Annotated in this window: 23 protein-coding genes and 2 pseudogenes; 15 read left to right on the plus strand and 10 right to left on the minus strand. The window is 73.5% G+C overall.

Annotation, left to right across the window (positions count from 1 at the left end; genetic code table 11):
* Nucleotide 1 precedes the first annotated feature (1 nt).
* Together IE257_RS10220 and IE257_RS10225 are read left to right on the plus strand one after the other, a co-directional pair.
* On the plus strand, nt 2-1,105 hold the full coding sequence (locus tag IE257_RS10220; RefSeq protein WP_229920243.1) for an ABC transporter ATP-binding protein: 1,104 nt from the start codon (nt 2-4) through the stop codon (nt 1,103-1,105).
* The gene (locus tag IE257_RS10225) at nt 1,102-1,761 is read left to right on the plus strand and encodes an HAD family hydrolase (RefSeq protein ID WP_268251391.1); all 660 of its coding nucleotides are present in this window, start codon (nt 1,102-1,104) and stop codon (nt 1,759-1,761) included. The genes IE257_RS10220 and IE257_RS10225 overlap by 4 nt, the downstream gene beginning before the upstream one ends.
* A 20-nt stretch (nt 1,762-1,781) precedes the next feature.
* On the opposite strand, the gene IE257_RS10230 is transcribed toward IE257_RS10225, so the two are convergent.
* Nucleotides 1,782-2,291 (minus strand): hypothetical protein, encoded by a 510-nt coding sequence (locus tag IE257_RS10230; protein ID WP_189966961.1) that lies wholly within the window; start codon nt 2,289-2,291, stop codon nt 1,782-1,784.
* Between the two features lie 86 nt (nt 2,292-2,377).
* Here IE257_RS10230 and IE257_RS10235 point away from each other — a divergent pair, with 86 nt between their 5' ends.
* Nucleotides 2,378-3,466, plus strand: coding sequence for a DUF2330 domain-containing protein (locus tag IE257_RS10235; protein ID WP_189966963.1), 1,089 nt, complete (start codon nt 2,378-2,380; stop codon nt 3,464-3,466).
* A 53-nt stretch (nt 3,467-3,519) separates the two neighbouring features.
* Complete coding sequence (locus IE257_RS10240) at nt 3,520-3,678, plus strand: hypothetical protein (protein ID WP_189966964.1); 159 nt, start codon at nt 3,520-3,522, stop codon at nt 3,676-3,678.
* 300 nt (nt 3,679-3,978) lie between these two features.
* On the opposite strand, the gene IE257_RS10245 is transcribed toward IE257_RS10240, so the two are convergent.
* The 3 genes from IE257_RS10245 to IE257_RS10255 all read right to left on the minus strand — a co-directional run bounded on the left by IE257_RS10245 (nt 3,979) and on the right by IE257_RS10255 (nt 8,052).
* A complete protein-coding gene (locus tag IE257_RS10245) occupies nt 3,979-5,595 on the minus strand; it encodes a carboxylesterase/lipase family protein (RefSeq protein WP_189966966.1) in 1,617 nt (538 codons plus the stop codon).
* A gap of 177 nt (nt 5,596-5,772) precedes the next feature.
* Nucleotides 5,773-6,690 (minus strand): 5'/3'-nucleotidase SurE, encoded by a 918-nt coding sequence (gene surE, locus IE257_RS10250; protein ID WP_189966968.1) that lies wholly within the window; start codon nt 6,688-6,690, stop codon nt 5,773-5,775.
* 108 nt (nt 6,691-6,798) lie between these two features.
* Complete coding sequence (locus IE257_RS10255; protein WP_189966970.1) at nt 6,799-8,052, minus strand: MFS transporter; 1,254 nt, start codon at nt 8,050-8,052, stop codon at nt 6,799-6,801.
* Nucleotides 8,053-8,653: 601 nt separating this feature from the next.
* On the opposite strand from IE257_RS10255, the gene IE257_RS10260 reads away from it, so the two are divergent.
* From IE257_RS10260 to IE257_RS10270, 3 genes are all read left to right on the plus strand, one after another.
* Complete coding sequence (locus IE257_RS10260; RefSeq protein ID WP_189966973.1) at nt 8,654-9,406, plus strand: phosphatase PAP2 family protein; 753 nt, start codon at nt 8,654-8,656, stop codon at nt 9,404-9,406.
* Nucleotides 9,407-9,521: 115 nt separating this feature from the next.
* Nucleotides 9,522-11,102, plus strand: coding sequence for a carboxylesterase/lipase family protein (locus tag IE257_RS10265; RefSeq protein ID WP_189966975.1), 1,581 nt, complete (start codon nt 9,522-9,524; stop codon nt 11,100-11,102).
* 123 nt (nt 11,103-11,225) lie between these two features.
* On the plus strand, nt 11,226-12,233 hold the full coding sequence (locus IE257_RS10270) for a LacI family DNA-binding transcriptional regulator (protein ID WP_189966977.1): 1,008 nt from the start codon (nt 11,226-11,228) through the stop codon (nt 12,231-12,233).
* A 36-nt stretch (nt 12,234-12,269) separates the two neighbouring features.
* Here the strand turns inward: IE257_RS10270 and IE257_RS10275 are convergent, their stop codons facing one another.
* The 3 genes from IE257_RS10275 to IE257_RS10285 form a co-directional block, all read right to left on the minus strand.
* Nucleotides 12,270-12,413, minus strand: coding sequence for a hypothetical protein (locus IE257_RS10275; protein WP_189966979.1), 144 nt, complete (start codon nt 12,411-12,413; stop codon nt 12,270-12,272).
* Between the two features lie 604 nt (nt 12,414-13,017).
* Nucleotides 13,018-13,782 carry a phosphatase PAP2 family protein gene (locus IE257_RS10280; RefSeq protein ID WP_189966981.1) on the minus strand — a complete coding sequence of 255 codons (765 nt, stop codon included), beginning with the start codon at nt 13,780-13,782 and terminating at the stop codon, nt 13,018-13,020.
* 119 nt (nt 13,783-13,901) lie between these two features.
* Nucleotides 13,902-14,855, minus strand: coding sequence for an alpha/beta hydrolase (locus IE257_RS10285; RefSeq protein ID WP_189966983.1), 954 nt, complete (start codon nt 14,853-14,855; stop codon nt 13,902-13,904).
* Nucleotides 14,856-15,162: 307 nt separating this feature from the next.
* Between IE257_RS10285 and IE257_RS10290 the strand changes: the two genes are divergently transcribed.
* The 8 genes and pseudogenes from IE257_RS10290 (at nt 15,163) to IE257_RS10320 (ending at nt 24,158) form a co-directional block, all read left to right on the plus strand.
* Nucleotides 15,163-15,627 carry an ATP-binding protein gene (locus tag IE257_RS10290; RefSeq protein WP_189966985.1) on the plus strand — a complete coding sequence of 155 codons (465 nt, stop codon included), beginning with the start codon at nt 15,163-15,165 and terminating at the stop codon, nt 15,625-15,627.
* 148 nt (nt 15,628-15,775) lie between these two features.
* Nucleotides 15,776-17,410, plus strand: a pseudogene (locus tag IE257_RS10295) (AMP-binding protein); the annotation flags it as partial.
* A gap of 120 nt (nt 17,411-17,530) precedes the next feature.
* Nucleotides 17,531-17,920, plus strand: a pseudogene (locus IE257_RS38075) (acyl-CoA thioesterase); the annotation flags it as partial.
* Complete coding sequence (locus IE257_RS10300) at nt 17,902-20,202, plus strand: oxidoreductase (protein WP_189966989.1); 2,301 nt, start codon at nt 17,902-17,904, stop codon at nt 20,200-20,202. The pseudogene IE257_RS38075 and the gene IE257_RS10300, both read left to right, overlap by 19 nt.
* A 19-nt stretch (nt 20,203-20,221) precedes the next feature.
* Nucleotides 20,222-21,262 (plus strand): carbon-nitrogen hydrolase family protein, encoded by a 1,041-nt coding sequence (locus IE257_RS10305; protein WP_189966990.1) that lies wholly within the window; start codon nt 20,222-20,224, stop codon nt 21,260-21,262.
* Nucleotides 21,259-22,377, plus strand: a complete 1,119-nt coding sequence (locus IE257_RS10310; RefSeq protein WP_189966992.1) for a cupin domain-containing protein — start codon at nt 21,259-21,261, stop codon at nt 22,375-22,377. Before IE257_RS10305 ends, IE257_RS10310 begins: the two co-directional genes overlap by 4 nt.
* A gap of 18 nt (nt 22,378-22,395) precedes the next feature.
* Nucleotides 22,396-23,307 carry a fumarylacetoacetate hydrolase family protein gene (locus tag IE257_RS10315; protein ID WP_189966995.1) on the plus strand — a complete coding sequence of 304 codons (912 nt, stop codon included), beginning with the start codon at nt 22,396-22,398 and terminating at the stop codon, nt 23,305-23,307.
* 80 nt (nt 23,308-23,387) lie between these two features.
* Nucleotides 23,388-24,158, plus strand: coding sequence for a maleate cis-trans isomerase family protein (locus IE257_RS10320; RefSeq protein ID WP_189967359.1), 771 nt, complete (start codon nt 23,388-23,390; stop codon nt 24,156-24,158).
* Here the strand turns inward: IE257_RS10320 and IE257_RS10325 are convergent.
* The 3 genes from IE257_RS10325 to IE257_RS10335 are packed head-to-tail and all read right to left on the minus strand — an operon-like array spanning nt 24,131 to nt 26,535.
* The gene (locus IE257_RS10325) at nt 24,131-24,523 is read right to left on the minus strand and encodes a hypothetical protein (RefSeq protein WP_189966997.1); all 393 of its coding nucleotides are present in this window, start codon (nt 24,521-24,523) and stop codon (nt 24,131-24,133) included. The two genes, IE257_RS10320 and IE257_RS10325, sit on opposite strands and share 28 nt — an antisense overlap.
* A gap of 59 nt (nt 24,524-24,582) precedes the next feature.
* Nucleotides 24,583-25,638 (minus strand): zinc-dependent alcohol dehydrogenase family protein, encoded by a 1,056-nt coding sequence (locus IE257_RS10330; RefSeq protein WP_189966999.1) that lies wholly within the window; start codon nt 25,636-25,638, stop codon nt 24,583-24,585.
* A gap of 42 nt (nt 25,639-25,680) precedes the next feature.
* Nucleotides 25,681-26,535, minus strand: a complete 855-nt coding sequence (locus IE257_RS10335; RefSeq protein ID WP_189967001.1) for a DMT family transporter — start codon at nt 26,533-26,535, stop codon at nt 25,681-25,683.
* Between the last annotated feature and the right edge of the window lie 31 nt (nt 26,536-26,566).

The following is a 26,566-nucleotide window of genomic DNA, read 5'->3' on the forward strand; positions in this document are numbered from 1 at the left end:
CATGTCCACCACGCCCACCACCCTGCCCGCGGCCAGGAAGCCGGCCGATACCGACCGGCCCGCGGGCGCGCGCGTCGAATTCCGCGGCCTGCGCCGGGCGTTCGGATCCACCGTCGCCCTCGACGGGCTCGACCTCACCGTCGAACCCGGTGAACTCCTCGCCCTGCTCGGGCCGTCCGGCTGCGGCAAGACCACCGCCCTGCGCGTCGTCGCCGGATTCGAACAGCCCGATTCCGGCGAGGTCCTCGTCGACGGACAGGACATCACCCGGGTCCCGGCCAACCGCCGCGACGCCGGCATGGTCTTCCAGTCGTACAGCCTCTTTCCGAACCTCAGTGCCCGCGACAACGTGGCCTTCGGCCTGCGCGTGCGCAAGGTCGGCGCGGCCGAGCGCCGCGAGCGCGCCGCCGAGCTCCTCGACCTGGTGGGCCTCCCGGACCACGGCGACCGCTACCCGCACCAGATGTCCGGCGGCCAGCAGCAGCGCGTCGCACTCGCCCGCGCCCTCGCCCTGCGCCCGCGCGTGCTCCTGCTCGACGAGCCGCTCTCCGCTCTGGACGCCAAGGTACGGGCGAACCTGCGCGAGGAGATCCGCCGCCTCCAGCTCTCCCTCGGCATCACCACCGTCTTCGTCACCCACGACCAGGAGGAGGCGCTGTCGATGGCCGACCGGGTCGCCGTCCTGAACGCCGGCAAGCTGGAGCAGTGCGCCGCCCCGGCCGAGCTGTACGACCGCCCGGCCACCCCCTTCGTCGCCGAATTCGTCGGCACGATGAACCGGCTGCCCGGCCGGCTCGCCGGCTCCGGCCTGGTCGAGGTGGCGGGAGCCCGGCTGCCCGTCGACGGCCCGGCCCCCACGACTCCGCAGGTGCAGGTCCTCGTACGCCCGGAGAACGTCACCGTCACCGCCGACGCCGAGGGCGCGGCCACCGTGGTCTCGGCCTCCTTCTTCGGCTCCGTGACCCGGCTCCACCTGGACCTGCCCGACGGGGTGACCGTCAAGGCCGACCTGCCCTCGCGGGAAGCGGGAGCCCTGGTACCGGGCGCCCGCGCCACCGTCGGACTGGCCGAACGGCCCGTGCTCGTCGTGGCCGGGTCCGCGTGAGCGCCCTCGCCGCGGTCCTGTTCGACATGGACGGCACCCTCGTCGACACCGAGGTGCTGTGGTGGCGGACCACCGAGGAGATAGCCGACGGCCTCGGCCACCGGCTCACCGACGCGGACGCGCCGGAGGTCGTCGGCCGGGCGGTGGAGGACACCGCCGCCCACCTCGTACGGGTCTCGGGAGGGGGAGACCCGTACGAGGTGGTTGCGGCGCTCACCGAGAGCTTCTTCCGCGGGGTGGAGGCCGGGGCGCCCATGCGTCCCGGCGCCCAGCGGCTGCTGACCGAACTGGAGGCGCAAGGAGTGCCCTTCGCCCTGGTCAGCGCATCACCGCGGGTCGTCGTCGACTCGGTGGTCGGGAGCTCCCTGGCCCATGTCCCCTTCGCCTTCACCCTGTCCGCCGACGACACCACCCGCACCAAGCCGCACCCGGACCCCTACCGGGCGGCCGCCGAACGCCTCGGCCTCGCACCGCGGGCCTGTGTCGCGGTGGAGGACTCGCCGGACGGCGCCGCCTCCGCCGAGGCCGCCGGCTGCGCGGTCCTGGTGGTCCCGTCCCTGCTGGTGGTCCCGGCGTCACCGCCGCGGACCTTCGCCGAGTCCCTGGAGGACGTCACCGTGGCACGGCTGAGGCGCTGCCTGACGGCGGTGGCCTGACCCCCGGACCGGCCCCGGGCTCAGGCGGGCAGGCCGAGGATGTCCAGGATGCCTTCCGCGTAGGCGGCCGTCCCGGAGCCCGGGGCGGTGGCGATCTCCCGGCGGAAGCCGTCGACGCCCGTCCTGATGAAGGCGGCGCACTGCCCGTGCAGCCCGGCCTCGTGGGTCCCGCCGTCGTCCACCGTGCACAACAGGGCGAGCAGGGTCCACAGCAGGGCCTCGCGCGTCGCCCGCCGGGGCGGCCGGGCGGACCATACGGCCATCAGCACGGCGCACACCGCCGGCGCGGGCGGTTTCAGGTGCTCCGCGAAGAACACATGCCCCTCCAGCGCGTGGAACGCGGCGGGATGCCCCTCGGCGGCATCCCGCACGGCGTCCACGAGATGGCCCGCGGACCGGCCGCAGCCGCACCCGATGGCCTCCCAGTCGTGCCGCGCGATCTCCGCCACCACAGAATCCGGAACCAGCGGGCTGTGCAGCCCCGCGGCCCGGCGCAGCAGAGCCTGCTGCCGCTTCTCGCTCCCCGTCATGGGGCACAGTATGAGGCCAGGTCGGAGCCCTCGGCGAGGGGGGTCGGAACCGGATTCCGGGGGCCGTCGTCTGAGACCCCGTGTGGATGAAACGAAGAATTCCGGCACTGCTGTTCGCCCTGCTCGCGACCCAGCTGGGCGCACTGGTCAACCCCGCCTACGCGTGCGGGTGCGGGGCCATGATTCCCGACGGGCAGTCCCGGATCGGCGTCGACCGGGAGACCTCCGTCGTGCGCTGGGACGGCCGTACGGAGCAGATCGTCATGCGCTTCTCCGTCGGCGGGGACGCCCACCGGGCCGCCTGGATCATGCCGGTACCGGGCCGGGCCACGGTGGAACTGGGCGACAGCCGGATGTTCGACGAGCTGGTCCGACTGACCCGGCCCGAACACAGGAACCGCGGCTACTTCTGGCCGCGTGAGCGCGACTGGCCCTTCGACCCGACCACGGGGGACACGGCCGGAGCCCCGGCGCCCGGCAGCGCGGCCCCGCCCGTCGGCGTCGTCGGCCGGGAACAGCTCGGAGACTTCGACGTCGCCCGGCTGACCGCCACCGACCCGGACGCCCTGCGGAACTGGCTGGAGAGCAACGGCTTCAAGCTCCCCGACCGCCTCGCCACCGAGGTCAAGCCGTACGTCGACCAGAAGTGGGAGTACGTGGCGGTCCGGCTCGCCCCCCGCGACGGGAGCGAGCCGCTGCGCGGCGACCTGGACCCGCTGCGGATCCGCTTCGAGAGCGACCGGCTGGTCTACCCGATGCGGCTCTCCCGGATGGCGAGGACACCGCAGTCCCTCGGCCTGTACGTGCTGGCCGACCACCGCATGGAGCCCGCCTCCGCGATCGGCGGTTCCGCACCCGAGGTGACCTTCGCGGGGACCGTCCACCCCGAGACCGGCCCGCTCGCCGAACTGGCGGGCGCCGAGCCGGTGTTCCTCACCGCGATGGACCAGCGGTTCCCGGTTCCGGAGCGCATCGACGCCGACCACGAACTGCGCGCCACCGCCGCGGACACCCCGTACCGCCGGGTGGTGTACCACGACGAGCTGCTCACGGTGGGCGGCGTCCCGGCCTGGCTGCTGACGGTGGGGGCCGCCGCGGCGGCGCTCACGGCGTCGGCCGTCGCCGCGCTCCGGATCCGGGGCCGCCGGCCGCGGCCTGCCGGGGCGGAGGCCTGACCGGGCGGGGTCACCCGGCAGGCCCGGCTCCCGGTGCGTCGATCATCGCCGGGGTGGGGCAGACGCTGGTGGCACCCGAGGAGGCGCTCGTCTCCGTGGTGATCGTGGCCGGCCTGCTCCTCGCCGGCGGACTCGCCTTCCTCTGCCTCCTGAAATTCAACCGTGAGGCGATGGAGACCGAGCCGGGAGACGCGGGCTTCTTCGAGCGCTGAGCAACGCGGCTGCCCACCGCCCGGCCGGGTTGCGATCCGGCCGGGCGGCGGAGCAGGACCGTCCGGAGGACGGACTCGCCGAACAGCGGGGACTCGGTGGGCTCGTCCCGCATCCGGCGCAGTTCGACCCCAGGGAGGCGAGGCACAGCGCGTTGCGCCCCGGCCCGGCTCGCAGCCCAGGTCCAGGGCCCGTCCCGGGACGATCAGGCCACGGTCGAGCTACGGGACCAGGGTCTCGTCCGGCTTCGACACCGGTCCATCCGGCCCCTCTCCCGATGATCGAATACTACGTCGCGGGGTTCACAGCGGGCGGGGAGGCTGGGTCCGCCAGAAGGCGCACTGATGGTCCGTCCCGAACGAGGTGCTCGTCCGCGTCGCCGACGGGTCGAGGGTGAGCACCCCGCCGACTCCGGGGCCGGTCGGCGGCCACCCGGTCTGCCCCGGCACCACGGGCGCGCCGAAGCGGGCGAAGGCCGCCCAGTAGCGCTTCATCCGGTTCCCCAGCGCCACCTGGACCGGAGTCAGCGGACGCTCGCCCATCGTGAAGTCGTGCAGATAGGCCAGCTCCGCGCTGTGCGCGTTCGACTCGTCCAGACCCGGCACCTGCGCACCGGCGAGCGTCGGCGACCGCGGGTCGTCGAACTCGTAGACGTACGTCGGCACCTGGGAGGCGAAGAGCTGCGCCGTCCACTGCGTGTGGCACGCGAAGGTCGAGTCCGTCATCACGGCCGACAGCGCCAGGTACGGCGATCCGTACGCCGCGACCGGATAGCGCGCGAGCACCTCGGGTCCCGCGGCCCCGTAACCCGCCAGGACCTGCGCCGCGTACTGCTCGGCGGTCAGCTGCGGCTGGGTGAGTGCGACGAAGAAGCGGGCCTCGGAACGGGTGCTCCCGATCAGCACCGGCACCTTGTTCCAGGCACCGCTCCCGATGGCCTGCGCGGGGGCGACCGGCAGCAGACCGTCACCGGAGGCCGGTCCGCGGGTGGGCAGCGTACGGGCCGCCTCCACCAGGGCGGCTCCGGAGGCGGCGCGCAGACAGGCCGCCTGCTCGGCGGACGCCGAGCACCCGGCCCGCGAGGCGAAGGCCCGCGCCTGCCCCTCGGCCTCGGCGCTGTCCGGCGTACCCAGCAGGGTGCACGGACCGCTCTGCAGCACGGCCCGGTGGAACAGGCCGGCGGCCGACGGGGCGGCCAGCAGCGCGCAGACGGAACCGCTGCCCGCGGACTGCCCGGAGATCGTGACGCTCCCCGGGTTCCCGCCGAACGCGCCGATGTTCTCCCGGGTCCAGCGCAGCGCCGCGAGCTGGTCCATCAGCCCGAAGGACCCGGAGCGCAGGGCGTCCTGGCGGCCGAGCTCGGGCAGCGCGAGATAACCGAGCTGTCCCAGGCGGTAGTTGATGCTGACCACCACGCTCTGGGTGAGCTCCGCCATCGTCCGTCCACCGAACTGGGTTCCCGTGCCCTGGCTGTACGCACCCCCGTGCATCCAGACGATCACCGGGAGCCGGGCTCCGGGGCGGGCGGTCCGGGGCCGGTACACGTCCAGGTACAGGCAGTCCTCGCTGACGGCCGCCGGATCGCTCAGGCCCAAGGGAGAGAACTGCAGGCACGCGGGAGCCTGCCGGGCGGCCTCCCGCACCCCGGGCCACCGGGCCGGGGGCGCGGGCGCCCGCAGCCGGGCGTCCCCGACCGGGGGAGCGGCGTAGGGGACACCGAGGAACTCCTGTGCGCCGTCACGGGACTGGCCGCGCAGGGCGCCCTGAGCGACGGTGACCACCGGGCGCGGTGACCCGCCGGACGGGGAGGGCGACAGGGATGCCGCCGCGGGTGGGGCCGAGGCGAGCAGGGCCACCAGGGCGAGTGCGGTACCGAGCAGGGACCTTGCCGGGGGCAGCCGTTTTCCGGGCCTCTTCATCCGTCTCCTCCTGGAGCGTGCCGGTGCGTGACGACGTCGTGCCGGGTGCGTGCGGGTGCGTGCGGGTGCGTGCCGGGGGTGGGCCCGGGGCCGGGGCGGGGTCGGGGTCGCGGCGGGCGCCGGGCTCTGTCCGGCCGGGGCGGAGCGGGGCGCGGGCTCCGCCCCGGCCGGGGCTCGTCAGGGGCGGAGCCCGGCGATCAGCGCGGAGGTGACGGCCTGGTCGACGGGGCCGGTGTTCCAGTCGGGATTCATGGGACTCACGGCGATCCGGTTGGCTGTGACGGCCTCCAGGTCACCGCCCCGGGCGGCGGGCCGCAGGTCCACCTTCACGGCCACCTTCCAGGTGCCGTCGCCCGCGTCGGTGAAGTCCGGTTCGAGCAGGGTCTGCGGATCCTGGAAGGTCGCGGCCACACCCGCGGCCGTTCCCCTGCCGTCCGCGCCGACCACGGGGTGGTTGACGTTCAGGCCGACGCCCTGGGGCAGCAGCGGCCCGGAACGGGCCCGCGCCCGCAGCCGGTCGATCAGCTTGACCGCGAAGTCGAGCGTCGGGCCCATCGCGTTGACGGTGGTGACCGGGTCGGGGACGGTGACGCCGCCGGTGCTCAGCGCGATGGCCGGTACGCCGTGCTCCAGCGCGGCGACGGCGCCGCCGACCGTACCGGAGTGGGTGGCGAGACCGGCCACGTTCGGGCCGAAGTTGGTGCCCGAGACGACCAGGTCGGGGGCGTCCCCGGCGAAGACCTCGGCCAGCCCGAACGAGACGGAGTCGCCCGGGGTGCCGTCGACGGCCCAGACCTTCGGCTCGGGGTGCTTGACCGTGATCGTCGGGGCGTTCGACATCCTCGTGCCGGCACCGCTCTGGTTGGTGAGCGGTGCGACGATCGTGACGTCGTGTCCGGCGGCGGTCAGGCGCTCGAAGGCCTTGCGGATGCCCGGTGCGTTGTAGCCGTCGTCGTTGGTGAGCAGGATCCGCAGCGGCCCGGCGGGCCCGGTCTGCGGTGCGGTCTGCGGCGCGGCGGCCGCCGGTGCCGTGCCGGCCAGGGCCGGAGTGCACAGCAGCAGGGCGGCCAGCGGCAGAACTCGCTTGCGTCTCACAGGGTGCTCCTTGGGAGGAAGGGAGATGAGGGTGAGCAGGGGTGGGTACCGGCGGGCGCACGACCCTCGGCATGCGCCCGCCGGAGCTGTGGACGGCCCGGTCAGGGGTCAGCGCACGCTGCGGATCGGGAGGATGGCGAGCGCGCCGACCAGGGAGAGGGCCCCGCCGACGAGGAAGAGCGGTGTGTAGCCGCCGAGACCGGTGACGACGGCCGAGGCGACGAAGGGGGCGATGATCTGCGGCCCCGCGTTCGCGATGTTCAGCACGCCCATGTCGCGGGCGGCGTCCTCGGCCCGCGGCAGGACCAGGGTCACGAGCGCGGTGTCGACGGCCATGAAGCAGCCGAAGGCGAGTCCGTTGAGCGCGCTGAAGACGAGCATGCCGGTCCAGGTCGGGCTGATCACGGGGACCACCATGACGAGCCCGGCGAGGGCGGCCGACACGCCGACGAACACCTTGCGGCGATTCCAGCGGTCCGACAGCAGGCCGCCCACCACGGTGGAGACGGCCATCGCGACCATCGACACGGGGGTCAGTACGGCCATTGCGGCGGGCGGGGTGAGACCGCCGGGCAGCGTGATGTGGTCGTCGAGGATGTACAGCTGGTAGCCGACGACGGAGAAGTATCCGAGGACCATCAGGGCCCGGCCGATGAAGGCCCACCGGAAGTCGTGGTTGGCCAGGGCCGAGAGGAAGGCGGCCAGTTGGGCGCCCCGGGCCTTGGCGGGCGCGGGGGCGGCGGGCTCGGTGCGCGCGACGTCCCTGCAGAAGGTGCTCAGCAGCAGGGCGGACCCGGCGACGATCGCGCCGAGGACGAGGTAGCCGGTGCGCAACTGGTCGGCGGTCTGGGAGGCGACGAGCACGCCGACCGTACCGCCGATGGGCAGGCCGAGCCCGACCAGCGCGGACGCGGTGCCCCGGCGGGCAGCGGGAATCCGGTCGGGCACGATCGCGGTGACCGCCGCCTGGAAGACGTTCATGGTCGCCTGGATGAGACACCAGCCGATGCCGACGAGCAGCGCCGTGGTGGCGCTGCCGAGGGCGGCGAGGAGGGCGAGGGAGGCCAGGCCGCCGCCCACGATCCACGGGTTGCGGCGCCCGCTGCGGTCGGAGAGGGCGCCGGCTATGGGGTTGAAGGCGGTGGCGAAGACCGCGCTGATGCCGCCGATGAGGCCGAGTACGGCGACCTTGTCGTCGGGGGCGATCGCGGCGATCTGGGTGGGCAGCAGGACGGAGCCGACGCCCATGTAGAGCGCCATCATCGCGGAGTTGGCGACCAACAGGAGGGGCAGGAGGGCGCGCCGGGGGGTGGGCTCCCCGGTCGGGGGGACGGACGGTTCGACGACTTCGGGCGTGGCCATGACGACTCCTCGGGGGACGGAGCGGGGAGGTGGCGTGCGGGGAAGAGGGGGCGGCCCGCGGGCGGGCGCCGGACGGCGTCGTCGCCGGGAGGATGCGGTGGCGGACGTCGTTTCGTAACGTGATGTTGTTACACGTGTCACCAGGTGCGGTGGACACTGTGTAGCACCCATTTCCGGGCTCCGCCAGATCCTGCGGTGCGACGTTGTGCAGATCGTGACCGACAGGGGAGTCGACGAGGAGCCGCTGTGCGATGACGTGTAACCACCCTCTGGCGGCCATCGTGCACGGAGGATGTGTCGAGAAACCCTCTTGCCCTTGTGCCGGTCGTGACGCATGGGCAATACTCCGTGCCGCACCGCGACGATCCTGTCGCCGGCGGGGCCCTCGCCCGTTCGCCCGTTCGCCCGTTCGTCCCGGCGTCATCGGATGCCGGGTGACGTGGGTCGTGTACCTCCGCCGGTTCCCGCGGTTTCCGGCTGCCCGGCTCCGCCGCATGCCGCGCCCCGCTCCCGCTCCTGTGCGCTTTCCAGCGCACGACACTCCCGTGCCTGCTCTCCGCGTGCCCCCACCGCTTGGGGAGACGACCGTGAAAGGCCCGCCATGTTCCCCTCGACCTCCTCCGTGCCGCCGTCCCGGCCGCCGCGGCCGCACCGGCCGGTCCTGCCGCCCCGCCATCACCTTCCGGCGGCCCCGCCGCGTCATGCGCTCGGCCTCGGGATCGCCCTCCTGGCCCTCGCGCTGCTGGCCGGGCTGCTGCTCCGGCTGGCCGGACGGCCGTTCTTCCAGGGCCTCGACGACCGCTGGGCGGCCGCGGTGAACGACCCCGCCACCGCGGGAGCCGCCGGCGGTGACGGCCTCGGCGGCTTCGCCACCGTCCTGGACCGGCTCGGTGGCCCGCTCGGCATGGTCGTGCCGCTGCTGGTGATCGGTTGTCTGTGCGTCTACGGGCGCTGGCGCTCGGGGCTCTTCGTCTTCACCGTCACCGTCATCGCCAACCTCGTCGTGCTGCTGCCCCTCAAGCAGTTGGCCGACCGGCCGCGTCCGCCGCACCCGTGGGTCCTGGTCAGCGACGGCTCGTACCCGTCCGGGCAGGTGTTCAGCGCGGTGACGCTGGTGGTTTCCGTTGCGGTGGTGGTGTTCCCGCCGCGTGCGCGACGCTGGTGGTGGGCGTTCGGAGCCTCGTACGTCCTCGCCATGATGGGCAGCCGGACCTGGCTCCACGCCCAGTGGCTCAGCGACACCTTCGCCGGTGTCCTGGTCGGCGCCGGCACCTGCCTCGTCCTGTGGCGGGCCTTCGCTCCGCTGCTGGAGACGGAATCGGAGCGGATGGCCTCGAACAGCCTGTGGTTGTGAGGCCCCGCGCCCCCGGAGCTCAGATTATTGAGCAGCATTGACGTTCGACAAATTCACGCCATATTCTCGATCGGCGGCGTGCACCCCGCGCGCGGCAGCGAGGAAGGAACGGCTCATGCCTCACCCCCCAGGCCGGGACCGCACGGTGGTGGACCTGCCCGCAGGTAGCCTGCGCGGCGCGAACGAGGGCGGGGTCACGGTTTTCCGTGCCGTCCCGTATGCCGCCCCGCCGGTCGGTGACCTGCGCTGGAGGCCCGCGCAGCCGCATGCCGGCTGGATCGGCACGCGGGACGCCACCGCCGACGGTCCGAGCGCGCCGCAGATGTACGTGGAGGGTGGTGACCCGGTGCTCGGCGGGCACGGGTCGCCCCCCTTCGACGAGGACTGCCTGACGCTGAACGTCTGGACGCCCGCCGTCGACGACGCCCGGCGTCCCGTACTGGTCTGGATCCACGGCGGCGGCTTCGTGTCCGGCTCCGGTTCGCTGCCCGGCTACTCGGGCGAGACCTTCGCGCGCGACGGCGACCTGGTCGTCGTGAGCATCAACTACCGCATCGGGCCGCTGGGTTACCTCTATCCGGGCGAAGGTGAAGGTGAAGGTGAAGGTGAAGGCGAAGGCCAAGGCAGTGAGGGCGGCGGTGGGGCGGGCGGCAACTTCTGGCTCACCGACCAACTCGCCGCCCTGTGCTGGGTGAAGGAGAACATCGCCTTCTTCGGCGGCGACCCGGACTGCATCACGGTCGCGGGGCAGTCCGGCGGCGCGGTATCCACCGCCGCACTCGCCGGCCACCCGCGGACCGAGGGCCTGATCCGGCGGGTGATCCTGCAGAGCCCGCCCTTCGGGCTGGACCTCCCCGGCCCGGCCGCGTACCTGGAGCGCACCGCCGCCTACCTGGAGCTGGCCGGCGCCAAGGACGTGGCGGAGCTGCGCGCACTGCCCTGGCCCGAGCTGATCGCAGCGGGCGGCGGACTGTTCGCGCAGACCGTGCGGTGGGGGTACTGGCCGACGCCCTTCCTGCCCGTGATCGACGGAGTCACCCTCACCCGCCACCCCGCGCAGGCCCTGCTGGGCGCGACGGCGGCCGGGATCGACGTGATGATCGGCTGGACCCGGGAGGAGGCCAACTTCGGCTTCGCCCTGGACGAGGGGTACGCCGCCGCCACGCGCGAGCAGGTGACCGATCGGATCGCCGACACCTTCGGGAGCGAAGCCGCCGAGGACGTGTACGCGGCGTACGAGCGGGCCCGGCCCGGCGCCCGTCCTGCCGACGTCCTCATGGACCTCATCACGGACGAACTCTTCCGGGTGCCGGCGGTGCGGCTGGCCGAGGCGCGCGCCGCGTCGGGCCGCCCCGTGTGGGCCTACCAGTTCGACCTCCCCGCTCCCGCGTACGAGGGCCGGCTCGGTGCCGCGCACTGCCTCGAACTCCCCTTCGTTTTCGACAACTTCGACCAGTGGTCGCACGCGCCCTTCCTGGCGGGCCTCGCGCCGGCCGTCCGCGACGGCCTCGCGTACGCCATGCACCGGGCCTGGATCGCCTTCGTCCGCACCGGCGACCCGAACCACCCGGACCTGCCGCACTGGCAGCCGTACGACACGGGGTCGCGCACCACGATGCGCTTCGACTCGGTCGTGACCGCCCTCGACGATCTCGCGGGAGCCTCCAGGGTCCTGCACCGGCCCGTCACCCCCTGAGGCCCCTGGCATCTCCTGTCCCGATACCCTCCCGACACCCCGCTCCCTTCATTTGACTCGTGTAACCTAGTAAGGAAGGAGCAACCCGAGCGGAACCGTGCAGAAGGAGCGTCGAGGGACGTCATGGCCAAAGACACCCACGTCCCGGCATCGATCACCAGTGCCGACGTGGCCCGCCTCGCCGGGGTCTCGCGTGCCACCGTCTCCTTCGTCCTCAACGACACCCAGGGTCACCGGGTCAGCGCGAGCACCCGTGCCCGGGTGCTCGACGCGGCCAAGCAGCTCGGCTACGTACCGCACGCCGCCGCCAGGTCCCTGCGCGCCGGCCGCAGCAACCTCGTCCTGATGCCCGCGTCGATCTCCGCGGTCGGGCGGCTCGTCAGCGACTGGGTCGACGACCTGCACAGCGAGCTCGACCGCTACGGCTACACGGCCGTGCTGCACGCGGGCCGCTTCGCCGACCCCCTCGACGCCGCCCGGGCCTGGGCCGAACTGCGCCCCGCGGCCGTCGTGGCACTGGACGGGGACCGCTTCACCCCCCGGGCGGCCGAGGTACTGACCCGTGCGGGGGTCCGCGGCCTGCTGGCCTTCGCCTCCCACCCCGTGGAAGGGGTGCACACCGTCGGCTTCGACCACACCCGGATCGGCGCCACCGCGGCCGAACACCTCATCGCGCGCGGCCGGAGCCGGATCGGCGTGGTCATGCCCCAGGAGCGCGGCCTCGGCACCCTTGCCGCACCGCGCCTGGCGGGCGCCGAGTCGGTCGCGGCCCGGCACATGGCCACGGTCACTCCGGTGGAACTGTCCTACACCCGGGAATCCGCGAGCGCCCTCGCCCGGCGCTGGCGCGGCCTCGGCCTGGACGCCGCCTTCACCTACAACGACGAGTACGCCGCCCTGCTGCTGCACGCGCTCCAGGCCGAGGGCATCGTCGTCCCGGACGAGGTCGCCCTCGTCGGCTGTGACGACCTCGTCCTCGCCACGCTCCAGCAGCCCGCGCTCAGCACGGTCCGGCTGGACATGCCGACGCCCGCGCAGATCGCGGACGCCGTGCACGAGCTCGTCGAGACCGGAACGGCGAAGCCGGTGCCGGCCGTGAACCCGGTCCTGATCCAGCGCCGGACGTCCTGACCTGCCGGCCCTGCCGACTTCCCGGACCGACGCCGTTCACACGAGGGGGCGGTTGGCTGCCGTGTACTCGTCGGCGAAGGTGAACAGGGCGGCGCAGCGGGGGCATTCCGCTCGACCGAAGAGGTGGACGATCGCCTCGGCCAGTGGGTACCGGCCGTCGCGGACGGCCGTCTCGTACATCCATCGCCCCGTGCCGGAGAGCTGCTCGGGGGACGCCGGCCGCAGGGTGCGCCGCCCACGTCGTTCAGCTGCTCGGTGCGGATCGTCGAGTACTGCGCGCGGCTGCCGATGACCATCGTCACGTCGACGGGACAGTGCGGGCAGCCGACGCGGTAGGCGGCATCCGGAGAGTCCTGCAGGACGGCGGCCCAGTGGTACTGCTGCCGGGTGGCGAGCAGGTAGCGGAAGAGATCGAGGTAGTGGTCCGGTCGCGCCCGCAGCTCCTCGTCCAGCAAGCTGCCGAGTTCGACGATGGAGGCCGTGCAGTTTTCCAGCAGATCGTCGCAGCCGTCGGTGGCCGCCGCGTACCGCACGATCCTCCCCGCGAGCCCCAGTGCCCGGCTGCTCGAGCCCGCGAGGCGCACCAGACGGGGCAACGCCGCAAAGCTCGCGGGGAACGTGAGTGGAGCCCCGACGGTCAGCCGGCGCTCCAGCTCGTGCCATGCCGCCGAGTCGTGGTCGCGCTCGACCCGGTCGAGGAGCTCGGGGACGCGGGCGGTGTCCCCGTGGCTGTCGTACATGAGTTCCCGGTCCGTCACCCGAGCATTCAATCGTGCCCGCCCGGTCAGGTCGTGCCCGCGCCCGCGGCCGCCCCCCGGCGGTCGTGGGCACGGGCACGGGCACGTTCGCGGGCGAGTGCCGGGTGGAAGAGCCACCACGCCAGCAGCCCGACCGCGGCGCCCGCCGCGGCTCCGGCCACCGTGTCGCTGAGCCAGTGCGCGTGCAGCCAGGTGCGGCTCCACATCATGGCCAGCGTGAAGACCGTGCCCCCGATCCACCACGCCCGCCGCCGGGCGGCCGGGACCAGGATCACTCCGAGGAGGACGACCAGGAGCGCCGCCGTCGCCGCGTGGCCGGACGGGAAGGAGCCGTGGTCGACGCGGACCAGCGGGTGGGCCGGGCGCGGCCGGTCCACGAGGTGCTTGAGGCCCTGGATGACGAGCATGTTGCCGCCCAGGTTCGCGGCGAGCAGGAAGCCGGCCGAGACCCAGCGCCTGCGCACGAGCAGCAGGATCAGCAGCGACAGCGGGAGCAGGGCGCCGACCGGCCCGCCGAACAGGTCCAAGCCCGTGGCCGCGGCCCGGTAGATCCCCTCGTGGGGACCGCCCATCCAGATCAGCCAGCGGTCGTCCAGCCCCTGGAACGGAGGATCCGCGACGTCCGAGCGGACGACGAGAGCCGGCAGTACGGCCGCTCCCAGCAGCAGGAGGCCGGCTATGAGGAGGCCGCGGCTGCGCGGCGCGTCGGACTCGGCGCGACGGTCGGTCCCGCCGGCCCGGTGGGGTCTGTGCCGTCTGTCGTCGCGGGCGGTGGTCGGGTTGGCGGACATGGCTGCCTTTCGTGGCCGCGGCGGGGGCCCGCGGCCGGGGGTGCTGTGAAGGGAGGGCGGGGGCGCGGCCGCCGGGGCCGCGCCCCCGTGGTGGAACAGGGGCGCGGGGACCGGCGCCGTCAGACCCGCGCGCCGAGGTGACGGGCCAGGAAGGCCACGCCCCCCTCGACGATGGCGGGGATGTCGCAGGAGCCGAGGAAGATGTGGTCGGCGCCCTCCACGGGCTGCAGGGTGACCTCGCCCCCGGCGCGCGTCAGGGCCGCGGCGAGGGCCTCGCTCTGGCTGTACGGGACCAGGCCGTCGTGCGTCCCGTGGACCAGCAGGAACGGCGGCGGTGTCGGGCCCTCCGCGTACGTCACCGGGCTCGCGGCCCGCGCCAGGTCCGGCCGCTCGGCGACGGTGGCGCCGAGCAGGGCCTCGTAGGGGTCGGGGAAATCCCCACCGGTGGGCATGGCCGGCATGGGGTGCTCGGCCAGGGTCACGAGGTCGGAGACGCCGTACCAGTCGACGACCGCGCGGACCCCGGTCACGCCGGAGCCGACGCCCTGCGCGCCCTCCAGCTCCGCGCCCTGCGGACTGTCGGGGCCGACGAGCCCGGCGAGCGCGGCCAGGTGACCGCCCGCGGACTCGCCCCAGACGCCGATCCGGTCCGGGTCGATGCCGAGGGTGTCGGCGAAGGTGCGGACGTAGCGGATCGCGGCCTTCACGTCGTGCAGCTGGGCCGGGAAGGGTGCCTCCAGACTGTGCCGGTAGTCGATGGAGACGAGCGCGAGCCCGGCCGCCAGTACGGCTCCGTGCAGCAGGGCTGCGGGCACGGTCGGCGGCGGGTAGCGGCGGTCGCCGTCCAGCCAGCCGCCGCCGTGGATCCAGACGACCGCGGGGAACGGGCCCTCGCCGGCGGGAACCTGCACGTCGAGCAGCCGCGGGCGGTAGCCGGGCGTGGTCGCGTAGGTGATCCCGTCGAAACGGCGTACGCCGTCCGTGCCCGTCACGGGCGGTACGGGGGACCGGTACGGCGGCGGTGGCCAGGTCATGTCGGCGATGTCGATCTCGGCGGGAGGAGATTGCGTCATTGCTGCCCTTCCAGAAATGTTCGGCGATGGCCCGGCGGTTCGGCGGTTCGGTGGTTCAGCAGGCGGCTCGGCGGTTCAGGGGGTGGGGCGTCCCTGCGGCCGGTGGAGGGTGGGGCCGGCGCAGGCTTCGCGCCGTTTGTCCGAAATGCTTGCGCGAGCCATCGGGGGAGGCGTAGCGTGTTACACGTGTAATCACGGACTCTAGCGACGCGTTTCCGCTGACCACAAGCCCATGAACGGTCCGGATTCCGGAGCGGTTGCACGAGCTTCCCCAGCGGCGCCGCCTTCCCCCCTCCGGGAGCACGTCATGCTCACCACCGCCGAGACCGCCGAGACCGCCGATACCGCTGCGGTTCCCGCGCTCCGAAGCTGGGTCCACTGGGTCCCCGACCCCGACGCCGCGAGCGTTCCGCAGGTCAGGTCCCGGGTGCGCGCCACCCTCGACGGCTGGCGGGTCCCGGTCGAGGTGGTGGATGCCCTGCTGCTGGCCGTCAGCGAGCTCGTCGGCAACGCCGTCCGGCATGCGGGCGGCGGTGCCGGGCGGCTGCGGGTCGCCGTCGTGGCCGGCGGCGGCTGGCTACGGCTGGAGGTCGCCGATCAGGGGGCCGGGTTGCCGCGACTGCCCGCTCCCCGTGCGGAGGTCGACCCGGAGTCCGAATGCGGGCGCGGGCTGCTGATGGTGCAGCTGCTGACGGCCGAGCTCGGCGGTGAACTCTCCGTCGTCGCACGCGAGTCGGGTAAGTGCGTCCGGGTGCGCGTCCCCGCGCCCTGAGGGGTGCCCGCAGGTGTCCCGATCCGTCCGGGACGGGGTCGGCGGGGGCATCGGATGGAGCGCGATATCGCGAGATGTTGACGGACGCCAAATATTCGACATACCTTGCACTCGTCTCCCCGCTGCTCCCTGATTGAGGTGCCGCCCCATGGAGCTCTCCCCTTCCGCGTATGCCGACCCGTTCTGTCGTGATCGGCTTCCGCCCTCCACCCTCTGGCCCGAACTCCACTTCGATCTACCGGAGTTGGAGTACCCGGACCGACTCAACTGCGCCCGGCGCCTCCTCGACGACGCCGTCGAGCGGCACGGCCCCGACCGCCCCTGCCTGCTCACCCCGACCGAGCGCTGGACCTACGGCGAACTGCAGCAGCGCGCCAACCAGGTAGCCCAGGTGCTCACCGAGGACTTCGGCCTCCTGCCCGGCAACCGCGTCCTGCTGCGCGGCCCCAACAACCCCTGGCTCGTCGCCGCGTGGTTCGGCGTCCTGAAGGCGGGCGGGGTCGCGGTCACCACCATGCCGCTGCTGCGCGCCGGAGAGCTCGCCGAGCTCACCGACATCAGCCGGCCGTCCCTGGCCCTGTGCGACCACCGCTACGCCGAGGAGCTCGACGCGAGCCACCGTCCCGGGCTGCCGGATCTGCCGGTCCTCACCTACGGAGGCCCCGGACCCGCTGACCTGGCCGCGCGCTGCGCGACCAAGGACGGCCGGTTCGCCACCGTGGTCACGGCCGCGGACGACGTGGCGCTGATCGCCTTCACCTCCGGAACCACCGGGCGCCCGAAGGCCACCCTGCACTTCCACCGCGACGTGCTCGCCAACGCGGACACCTTCTCCCGGCACGTCCTCAAGCCCGGCCCGGACGACGTGTTCACCGGCACACCACCGCTCGCCTTCACCTTCGGGCTCGGCGGGCTGGTGGTCTTCCCGCTCCACGTCGGGGCCGCGACCCTGCTGATCGAGCAGGCGGCCCCGCTGCAACTGGCCGACCTGGTGGCGGAGCACGGCGTGACCGTGCTGTTCACCGCCCCCACCGCCTACCGCGCGATCATGGAGGCCGGGGCGGTCGACCGGCTGGCCGGACTGCGCCGCTGCGTGTCCGCCGGCGAACCGCTGCCGGCCGCCGTGTGGCACGAGTTCCACGCTGCCACGGGCCTGCGCATCATCGACGGCATCGGCGCGACCGAGATGCTGCACGTCTTCATCTCCGCGGCCGACGAGGACATCCGGCCCGGTGCCACGGGCCGTCCCGTTCCCGGCTACCGCGCCGCCGTGGTCGACGAGCACGGCGACCCCGTCCCCGACGGGCAGCCCGGCCTGCTCGCGGTCACCGGTCCCACCGGGTGCCGCTATCTGGACGACCCGCGCCAGGCCTCGTACGTCAGGAACGGCTGGAACGTCACCGGCGACACCTACATCCGCGACGCGGAGGGGTACTTCTGGTACGTCGCCCGCAGCGACGACATGATCGTCTCCTCCGGCTACAACATCGCGGGCCCCGAGGTCGAGAAGGCCCTCGCCACCCACCCGTACGTCGCGGAGTGCGCGGTCGTCGGGGCCCCGGACGCCCGGCGCGGCATGCTCGTCAAGGCGTACGTCGTCCTGGGCGGCGGTGTCCCGGCGGACGGCTCGACGGTCCGCGAACTCCAGTCCCACGTCAAGCAGACCATCGCCCCGTACAAGTACCCGCGCGCCGTCGAGTTCGTCAGCGCCCTCCCGCGCACCGGCACCGGCAAGCTCCGGCGCGGCGAACTGCGCGACCGTGCCCGGGCCGACGCCGCACCCGAACCCGTACCCGTACCCGTACCCGGCTCCGTACCCGCGCCCGCGCCCGCCGAGCCGACCGGTGTCGTCGTCGAACGCCGCGTCGAGTGGACCGACACCGACGCCGCCGGTCACTACCACCACTCCACCGTGGTGCGCTGGGTCGAGGCGGCCGAGGCCGTCCTGCTCCACCGCCTGGGCCTGTCGCACCTGTTCGGCAGCACGCCCCGGGTGCACTTCGAGGCCGACTACCGGGCCCGGCTCTGGTTCGGGGAGACCGTGCGCACCGAACTGAAGGTCACCAAGGTCGGCACCGCCTCGCTGCACTACGCCTTCACCGTACGCGGCGCCCAGGGCGGCGAGGCGGCCACCGGCCGCATGGTCATCGCCCACTCGGCCGCCCACGCGACCGGGTCGACCCCCTGGCCCGCAGAGGTAAGGGAACTGCTGGGCACGGCGGGGCCCCAGCAACCGGAACTGCTCACCACCGCACCATCACCAGGAGGCACGCCGTGCGCGTCGCAGTCATAGGAGGAGGGCCCGGCGGACTGTACTTCGCGGCCCTCACCAAGCAGCTCTCCCCGCACTGGGAGGTCACCGTCTGGGAGCGCAACGCCCCCGACGACACCTTCGGCTTCGGGGTCGTCTTCTCCGACGAGACGCTCGACGGCATCGCCCAGGCCGACCGCGAGATCCACCAGGCCATGTCGGCCGAGTTCGCCCGCTGGGCCGACATCGACGTCCGCCACCGGGGCAGCACCCTGACCTCGGGCGGCCACGGCTTCGCCGCCCTCGGCCGGCAGCACCTCCTGCGGATCCTCCAGCAGCGCTGCGCCGCCCTGGAGGTGGACGTCCGCTACCGCACCCAGGCCCCGCCCGCGGCCGAACTCGCCGCCACGTACGACCTGGTGGTCGCGTGCGACGGCGTACGGTCGGCCACCCGCGCCGCCTTCGCCGACACCTTCGGCACCGACCTGGACGAGCGCTCCGGCCGCTACATGTGGCTCGGCACCGACAAGGTCTTCGAAGCCTTCACCTTCATCGTCGAGGAGCAGGACTTCGGCACCCTCCAGGTGCACGCCTACCCCTACGACGCCACCCGCTCCACCTTCATCGTGGAGATGGCGGAGGACGCGTGGCGGCGCGCCGGCTTCGAGGAGTTCGCCGACCGCGACCATCCTCCCGGTACCAGCGACGAGGACAGCATCCGGCACTGCGAGGAACTCCTCGCGGACCACCTCGACGGGCACCGGCTCATCCCCAACAACTCCAAGTGGCTGCGCTTCACCACGGTCCGCAACCGCACCTGGCGCCACGAGAACGTCGTCCTCCTCGGCGACGCCGCCCACACCGCGCACTTCTCCATCGGCTCCGGCACCAAACTCGCCATGGAGGACGCCCTCGTCCTCGCGGCCAGCCTGCACGAGCACCCCGACGTGCCGTCCGCTCTCGCCGCCTACGAGGAGGAGCGCAGGCCGGTGGTGGAGTCCACCCAGCGCGCCGCGCAGGCCAGCCTGGAGTGGTTCGAGCACATCGACCGCTACACGGACCAGGACCCGCACCAGTTCGCCTTCAACCTCCTCACGCGCAGCCGCCGCGTCACCTACGACAACCTGCGCGTGCGCGACGAAGGGTTCACCACCGCGGTCAACCGCTCCTCGACCGTGCCGCCGATGTTCCGCCCGTACCCGCTCGGCGGACTGCTGCTGCGCAACCGGGTCGTCGTACCGCCCACCGCCCTGCACACCGCGCGGGAAGGGATACCCGGCGACTTCGACCTCGTCCACCTCAGCACGCAGGCCATCGGCGGCGCGGGGCTGGTCCTCGCCGGCATGACGGCCGTCACCGCAGACGGCCGGGCCACCCCCGGCTGCCCCGGCCTGTGGAACGACGAACAGGAGGCGGCCTGGCGGCGCATCACCGACTTCGTCCACGGCCAGTCCGACACCTGCCTCGGCATCCAGCTCACGCACGCCGGTCGCCGCGCGGCCGCCCGCGACGGCCGGCCGATCGCCGCCTCGGCACTGCCCTGGGACGAGTGGAGCCCGGTACCGCGAGAGGCCGACCGGGCCGACATGGACGCGCTGGTACGGGACTTCGTGAGCGCGGCCCGGCGGGCCGACCGGGCCGGCTTCGACGCGCTGGAACTCCAGTACGGGCACGGGCACCTCCTCTCGGGCTTCCTGTCCCCGCTGACCAACCTGCGCACCGACGAGTACGGCGGCGATCTGGACGACCGGCTCCGGCTGCCGCTCGAAGTGCTGCGCGCCGTACGGGAGGTGTGGCCGGCCGGCAAGGCGCTGCTCGTGCGGATCTCCGCCGCGGACTGGGCCGACGGCGGGACCACCGAGGTCGACGCGGTCCGGATCGCGGGCGCGCTCGCCGAGGCGGGCGCCGACGCCATCGACGTTTCCACCGGCGAGGTCGTCGCCCACGAGCGGCCCCGCTACGGCCGCAGCTACCAGACCCCCTACGCCGACCTCATCCGCAACGCCACCGGGGTCCCCACCATCGCCGTCGGTGCGATCTCCACGTACGACGACGTGAACTCGATCGTCCTGGCCGGCCGGGCCGACCTGTGCGGCGTCGGCCGCGCCCAGCTGCACGACCCCCTGTGGACCCTGCACGCCGCGGCCGCCCAGGGCTACCAGGGCCCGGCCGCGCCCTGGGCGCGCGCCTGGCGGGCGGGCAGCGGGCGGCCCCCGTCCGCCCGCACCGACCGGATCCCGCCGCGCCTCGAACTCCTGCGGCAGCCCGCCGAATCCGTCCACCGCCGCTGGCTGCCCCGCGCAGCGGTACCCGCCCACCGATAAGCCGGAGGTGCCCACGCACATGGACAGGGATCACCTGCCCCGCTTCACGGCGGCGGCCGTCCAGGCCTCGCCCGTCTACCTCGACCCCGCCGCAACCGTCGACAAGGCCGTGGCCCTGATCGCGGAGGCCGCGGCGGGCGGCGCCGAACTGGTCGTCTTCCCCGAGGTGTTCGTCCCCGGTTACCCCTACTGGAACTGGACGATGAACCCGGTCCAGGGCTCCCCCTGGTTCGAGCGGCTCCAGCGCGCCTCCGTCGACATCCCCGGCCCGCACGTCGACCGGCTGCGCGCGGCGGCCCGCCGGCACGGAGTCGTCCTCGTCATCGGGGTCAACGAGCGCGCCCCGCACAGCCTCGGCGTCCTCTACAACACCCTGCTCACCATCGGCCCCGACGGCGAACTCCTCGGTGTGCACCGCAAGCTGGTGCCGACCTGGGCCGAGAAGCTCACGTGGACCGGCGGCGACGGCAGCTCCCTCGTCGTCCACGACACCCCCGTCGGCCCGCTGGGCGCGCTGGCCTGCGGCGAGAACACCAACACCCTGGCCCGCTTCGCCCTCCTCGCGCAGGGTGAACTCGTCCACGCCTCCTGCTACATCGCCCTGCCCGTGGCCCCCGCCGACTACGACATGGCCGACGCGATCGCCGTCCGTACCGCCGCCCACAGCTTCGAGGGCAAGGTGTTCTCCGTCGTGGCCTGCTCCACGATCTCCCCGGAGATCGTGGACGCCCTCGCCGGGGACGACGAGGAACTACGGAAACGGTTCACCCGCCCCCGCAGCGCCCTGTCCGGGATCTTCGGCCCCGACGGCCGCCCGGTCACCGAACCCCTCGTCGACGAGGAGGGCATCGTCTACGGCGAGATCGACCTCGCCCGGTGCATCCAGCCCAAGCAGATGCACGACATCGTCGGCCACTACAACCGCTTCGACGTCTTCCGCCTCGAAGTGGACAACCGCCCCCGTACGCCGGTCACCTTCACCGCGCCCACCGCGCCCACCGCGTCCGGCGCGGCGCCGATCGCTCCCGCCACCCCCGACCCTTCCGAGGAGGACGTATGACCATCGAGCAGGACGACACCATGCTCGGCCGCGCCCGCGTGTCCGACACCCCGGAACTCACCCGCTACTACGAGGAACTCGCCACGCTCGACGCGGGCGCGCTGTGGACCGTCGCCAACGACATCGAACCCTGGTACCCGCAGCCGCGGTCCGTACCCGTGCTGTGGCGCTACGCCGACCTGCGCCCCCTGGTCCACAAGGCCCTCGGTCTCGTCGCCGGCGACGATGCCGGCCGCCGGGTCGTCATGCTCGTCAACCCGGGCCGAAGGGAGGTCAGCGCCGCCGCCGGACTCCTCTACACCGGACTCCAGATCATGGGCCCCGGCGAGGCCATGACCGCCCACCGCCACCAGGCCGCTGCCCTGCGCTTCGTCCACGAGGGCACCGGAGCCTGGACGATCGTCGACGGCCAGAAGCTGAAGGTCGGCCCGCGCGACTTCGCGATTACCCCCAACGGGACCTGGCACGAGCACGGCAACGACGCCGACGACGCCCCCGTCATCTGGCAGGACGGACTCGACATCCCCCTGGTCAATGCCCTGGACGCCGGGTTCTACGAGGTCCATCCCGAGCTGTACCAGACCCCCGGAAAGGTCATCAACTCCTCGGTACTGACCTACGCGGCGAACCTCCTGCCGTACGGCGCGGACAAGTGGACCCGGCCGTACTCGCCGCTGCTCGCCTACCCCTGGGAGCCCACGTACGAGGCCCTGCGCGGCCTCGCGAAGGCGACCGAGGGCTCCCCGTACGACGGGATCATCGCGGAGTACACCAACCCGGTGACGGGCGGCTCCGTCATGCCCACCATGGGCGCCCACATGCAGCTGCTGCGCCCCGGCCAGGCCACCCTCGCGCACCGCCACACCGGCTCGGTGATCTACACGGCGGCAAAGGGCCGCGGGGTCTCGGTGATCGCCGGCCGGCGCTTCGAGTGGCAGCAGGGCGACATCTTCTGCGTCCCCTCCTGGGCCTGGCACGAGCACCACAACCTCGACCCGGCCGAGGACGCCTGCCTCTTCTCCTTCAACGACTTCCCCGTCATGCGCTCGCTCGGATTCCACCGGGAAGAGGCGTACCCCGACAACGGCGGCCACCAGCCCGTCACCGCCGCCTGACCCACGAGGAGCCCCCGCATGCGCCTGCTGACCTTCACCCACAGCCCCGACGACACCACCGAACGCCTCGGCGTCGAGACCGACGGCCTCGTCCTCGACCTCGCGGTCCTCGCCGACCGCGCCGGCGTACGACTCCCGCACGACCTGCTGTCGTTCGTCCAGGCCGGTCCCGCCGCCCTGGAGGCGGCCCGGAGCCTGCTCGCCGCGGACCCCGCCGGCCGCCCGGCCGAGGCCGTCCACCGCCTCGATGCCGTGACCCTGTGCGCACCCCTGCGCCCGGGCAAGATCATCGGAGTCGGCCTCAACTACATCGAGCACGTCGAGGAGTCCAGCCGCAGCCTCGACACCGACAAGGACCTGCCGCCGCGCCCGGTCCTCTTCGGCAAGCCCGCCACCGCCGTCACCGGCCCCGGAGCGCCGATCCTGCACAACGCCGACCTGACCACCCAGCTGGACTGGGAGTGCGAGCTCGCCGTCGTCATCGGCCGCACCGCCTTCCGGGTGAGCGAGGAGGAGGCGTACGAGCACGTCTTCGGCTTCAGCATCGTCAACGACATCAGCGCCCGCGACCAGCGCCGCTCCGGCCAGTGGTTCTTCTCCAAGGGCCAGGACTCCTACGCCCCCTTCGGCCCGGTGGTCGTGACCCGCGACGCGATCCGCGACCCGATGGCCCTCGACCTCTCGCTGCGCGTCAACGGCATCACCAAGCAGAAGTCGAACACCCGGCACATGCTCTTCCCCATCGCCCGCCTCATCGCCGACATCAGCTCCGGCATGACCCTGGAACCCGGGGACGTGATCGCGACGGGATCACCGTCGGGCGTCGGCGCCGGCATGGTCCCGCCCGAGTTCCTGCGCCCCGGTGACACCGTCGAAGCCACGGTCGAAGGCATCGGCACCCTGAGCAACCCCGTCGTCGACGCCCGCTGACCCCGCACCGGCAAAGAGGAGTACCCGTGTCACCCCGCACCTACCGCATCGGCCAGATCGTGCCGAGCTCCAACGTCACCATGGAGACCGAGGTCCCGGCGGTCCTCCGGGCCCGCCGGGCCGTCGTGCCCGACGAGCGCTTCACCTTCCACTCCAGCCGGATGCGCATGACCCACGTGACCCCGGAACAGCTCAAGGCCATGGACGCCGACTCCGACCGCTGCGCGGTGGAGCTCTCCGACGCCCGGGTCGACGTCCTGGGCTACGCCTGCCTGGTCGCCATCATGAGCATGGGCCTCGGCTACCACCGCACCTCGGAGCAACGGCTGCACACCCGGACCGCCGAGAACGGCGCGCCCGCCCCCGTCGTCACCAGCGCCGGCGCCCTCGTCCACGGGCTGCACACCATCGGCGCCAGGAAGATCGTGCTGCTGGCCCCCTACATGCGCCCGCTCACCCGGACCGTCGTGGACTACCTCACCCACGAGGGCATCGAGGTCCTCGACCACCAGGCCCTCGAGATCCCCGACAACCTCGACGTCGCCGCCCACGACCCGGCCCGGCTGCCGGGCCTCGCGCGGGCCCTGGACTACGCCGACGCGGACGCGGTCGTGCTCTCGGCCTGCGTGCAGATGCCCTCCCTGGGCGCCATCGAGGAGGCAGAGCAACTCCTCGGCAAGCCGGTGGTGTCGGCGGCGGTCTGCACCGCCCACCAGATGCTCCGTGCCCTGGACCTGGACGCGGTGGCCCCGGGCGCGGGCCACCTGCTGTCGGGCGCGTACGCACGGACACCCCTGCCCGGGCAGCTGCGGGACGGCGGCGGCTACCGCATGGGCGGCGGCACCGTGTAGTTCGGGATCGACGGGTCCTTCGGGTCGAAGGGCGTCGGCTTCCAGCTCGCCGGCGGCGGGTTGGGGCCCCGGTTCGGGTTCTGCGGAATCTCCGACGGGCCCGCAGGGCTCCGCCCCGGCGCCGGTCCGCCGGTGGCCGAAGGCCTCGGCTCCGTGGTCGGCGCCCCTTCCGGGGCGGACGGCAGCGCGGTCGCCGGCTCCGAGGGGGAGGGAGCCGGCGGGGCGGTCGCCGGGGTGGAGGCCGGGGCCGGAGCGCCCGGCTTCCCGGCGTCCGGTCCGTCCGCGCCGCCGGAGCAGCCGACCAGCATCAGGGCGCCCGCCAGCGCCGCGGTCACGGCGCCCGCCACTCGGTTTCCGGAACGCATGCCCACCGCCCGACCGCCCTTCCCGCACAGCCCGTCCATTCGGGTCGGGCGATCGTAGCTCAACCGCGCGTGGCCGCTCCCGGCAGGATGACCGTGACCCCGCGCCCCGGCGAGGTGCCCATCGCGGCCAGCGCCGCCGGGGCGGCGTCGAGCGGGATGGTCGAGGTGACCAGCAGGTCCGGCCGCAGCACGCCGCCCCGCACCAGTTCCATCATGGGTGGGTACGCGTGCGCCGCCATCCCGTGGCTCCCGAGGATCTCCAGCTCCCAGCCGATCACCCGGTCCATCGGCCAGGCCGCCGCGCCGGCCGCCGCCGGCAGCAGCCCCACCTGCACGTGCCGCCCCCGCCGGCGCAGCCCGGCCACCGAGGCCGCCGCCGTCGCCGGTGACCCCAGTGCGTCGAGCGAGAGGTGCGCGCCCCCGCCGGTCAACTCCCGCACGGCCCGGGCGGTGTCGGCGCCGTCCCGGGCGTCCACGCCGTGCACCGCGCCGAACTTCCGCGCCAGTTCGAGTGCTTCGGGCGCCGTGTCCACGGCGACCACCCGGGCCCCGGCCGCCGCCGCGATCATCACGGCGGACAGCCCCACCCCACCGCAGCCGTACACGGACACCCATTCGCCCGCCACCGCCCTGCCCCGCGCCACCACCGCCCGGAACGCCGTCGCGAAGCGGCAGCCGAGACCGGCCGCCGTCGCGTACGAGAGCTCCTCGGGCACGGCCACCAGGTTCACGTCGGCGTGGTCCAGGGCCACGTACTCGGCGAAGGACCCCCAGTGCGTGAATCCGGGCTGGGTCTGCCGGGCGCACACCTGGTGGTCGCCGGCCGCGCAGTCGGCGCAGCTGCCGCAGGCGCACACGAACGGCGCCGTGACCCGGTCACCGACCCGCCAGTTCGCGACACCGGCCCCGACGGCCTCGACCACGCCCGCGAGTTCGTGCCCGGGGACGTGCGGCAGCACGATGTCGGGGTCGTGCCCCATCCAGCCGTGCCAGTCGCTGCGGCACAGCCCGGTGGCCTCCACCCGCACCACCACTCCGCCCACCGGCGGAGCCGGCTCCGCCACCTCCCTGACCTCGGCCCGCTCGCCGTACCGTTCGAAGACCACCGCCCGCACGGTTCCCACCCTCCGCTCGACTGACCGGCACGCTACCCGGGGTCAGGGCGCGCCGTCCCCGGCCCGCGCGAGGGCCAGTACTCCGGCGCAGATCAGGGCCATGCCCAGCAGCTGGGGGAACAGCCACCAGCCCGACCGCAGGTGTTCCTCGTAGAGGATCACACCCAGCGCGATGCTGATGCTCGCGTCGCCGAGCGTCAGCGCGGGCTGCGAGGCGACCAGCGGCCCGCCCTGCATGGCGTGTTCCAGCAGCAGCAGGGCGCAGATGCCGCTCGCCCCGAAGGCGTACGTCTCCCAGGTGGTCAGGAAGGCGACGAAGCCGCTGTCGTCGAGGACGTGCACCGCCGACTTCATCAGGGCGGCCGTCAGCGCGTAGCAGACGGCCGTGGCGGCCCCGAGGCAGACGGCCCGTGAGCGGCCGGGCGCACGGCGCAGACCTGCGAAGGCGAGCAGGGCGACGACCACCGCGCAGGCGGCCAGCGCCACCACCCACCGCTCGGCCGGCACGTCTGTACGGTTGCCCGCGGGCGAGGCGGCCACCAGGGCGATCCCGAGCCCCGCCACCACCCCCGCCACGGCCAGCCACAGCGCCCCCGGCAGCCGCTGCCGCGTCACCAGCGAGGCGATCAGCAGCGCGAGCGGCAGCTCCAGCACGAACAGCGGCTGTACGAGGGCCAGCGCGCCCGTTGCCAGGGCCACGGCCTGCCCGACCCCGGCCGCGATGACGGCCAGGATGCCGCCGATCCACAGCGGGCGCCGCAGCAGATCGAGCACCAGCCCGAAGCGGAAGCCGTCGCTCTGCGGCACGGTGAGCGCGGCCCGTCTCTGGAGCACCGTGGCGAGCGCGTTGCTGAACGCCGCGAACAACGCGAAGAGGACCGGCAGGACGACGCCCATGCCCCGATCCTCACGGGGCCCGCCCCGCGTC

Origin of the sequence: Streptomyces avidinii, assembly GCF_014650695.1 — a bacterium.
Classification (GTDB): domain Bacteria; phylum Actinomycetota; class Actinomycetes; order Streptomycetales; family Streptomycetaceae; genus Streptomyces; species Streptomyces avidinii.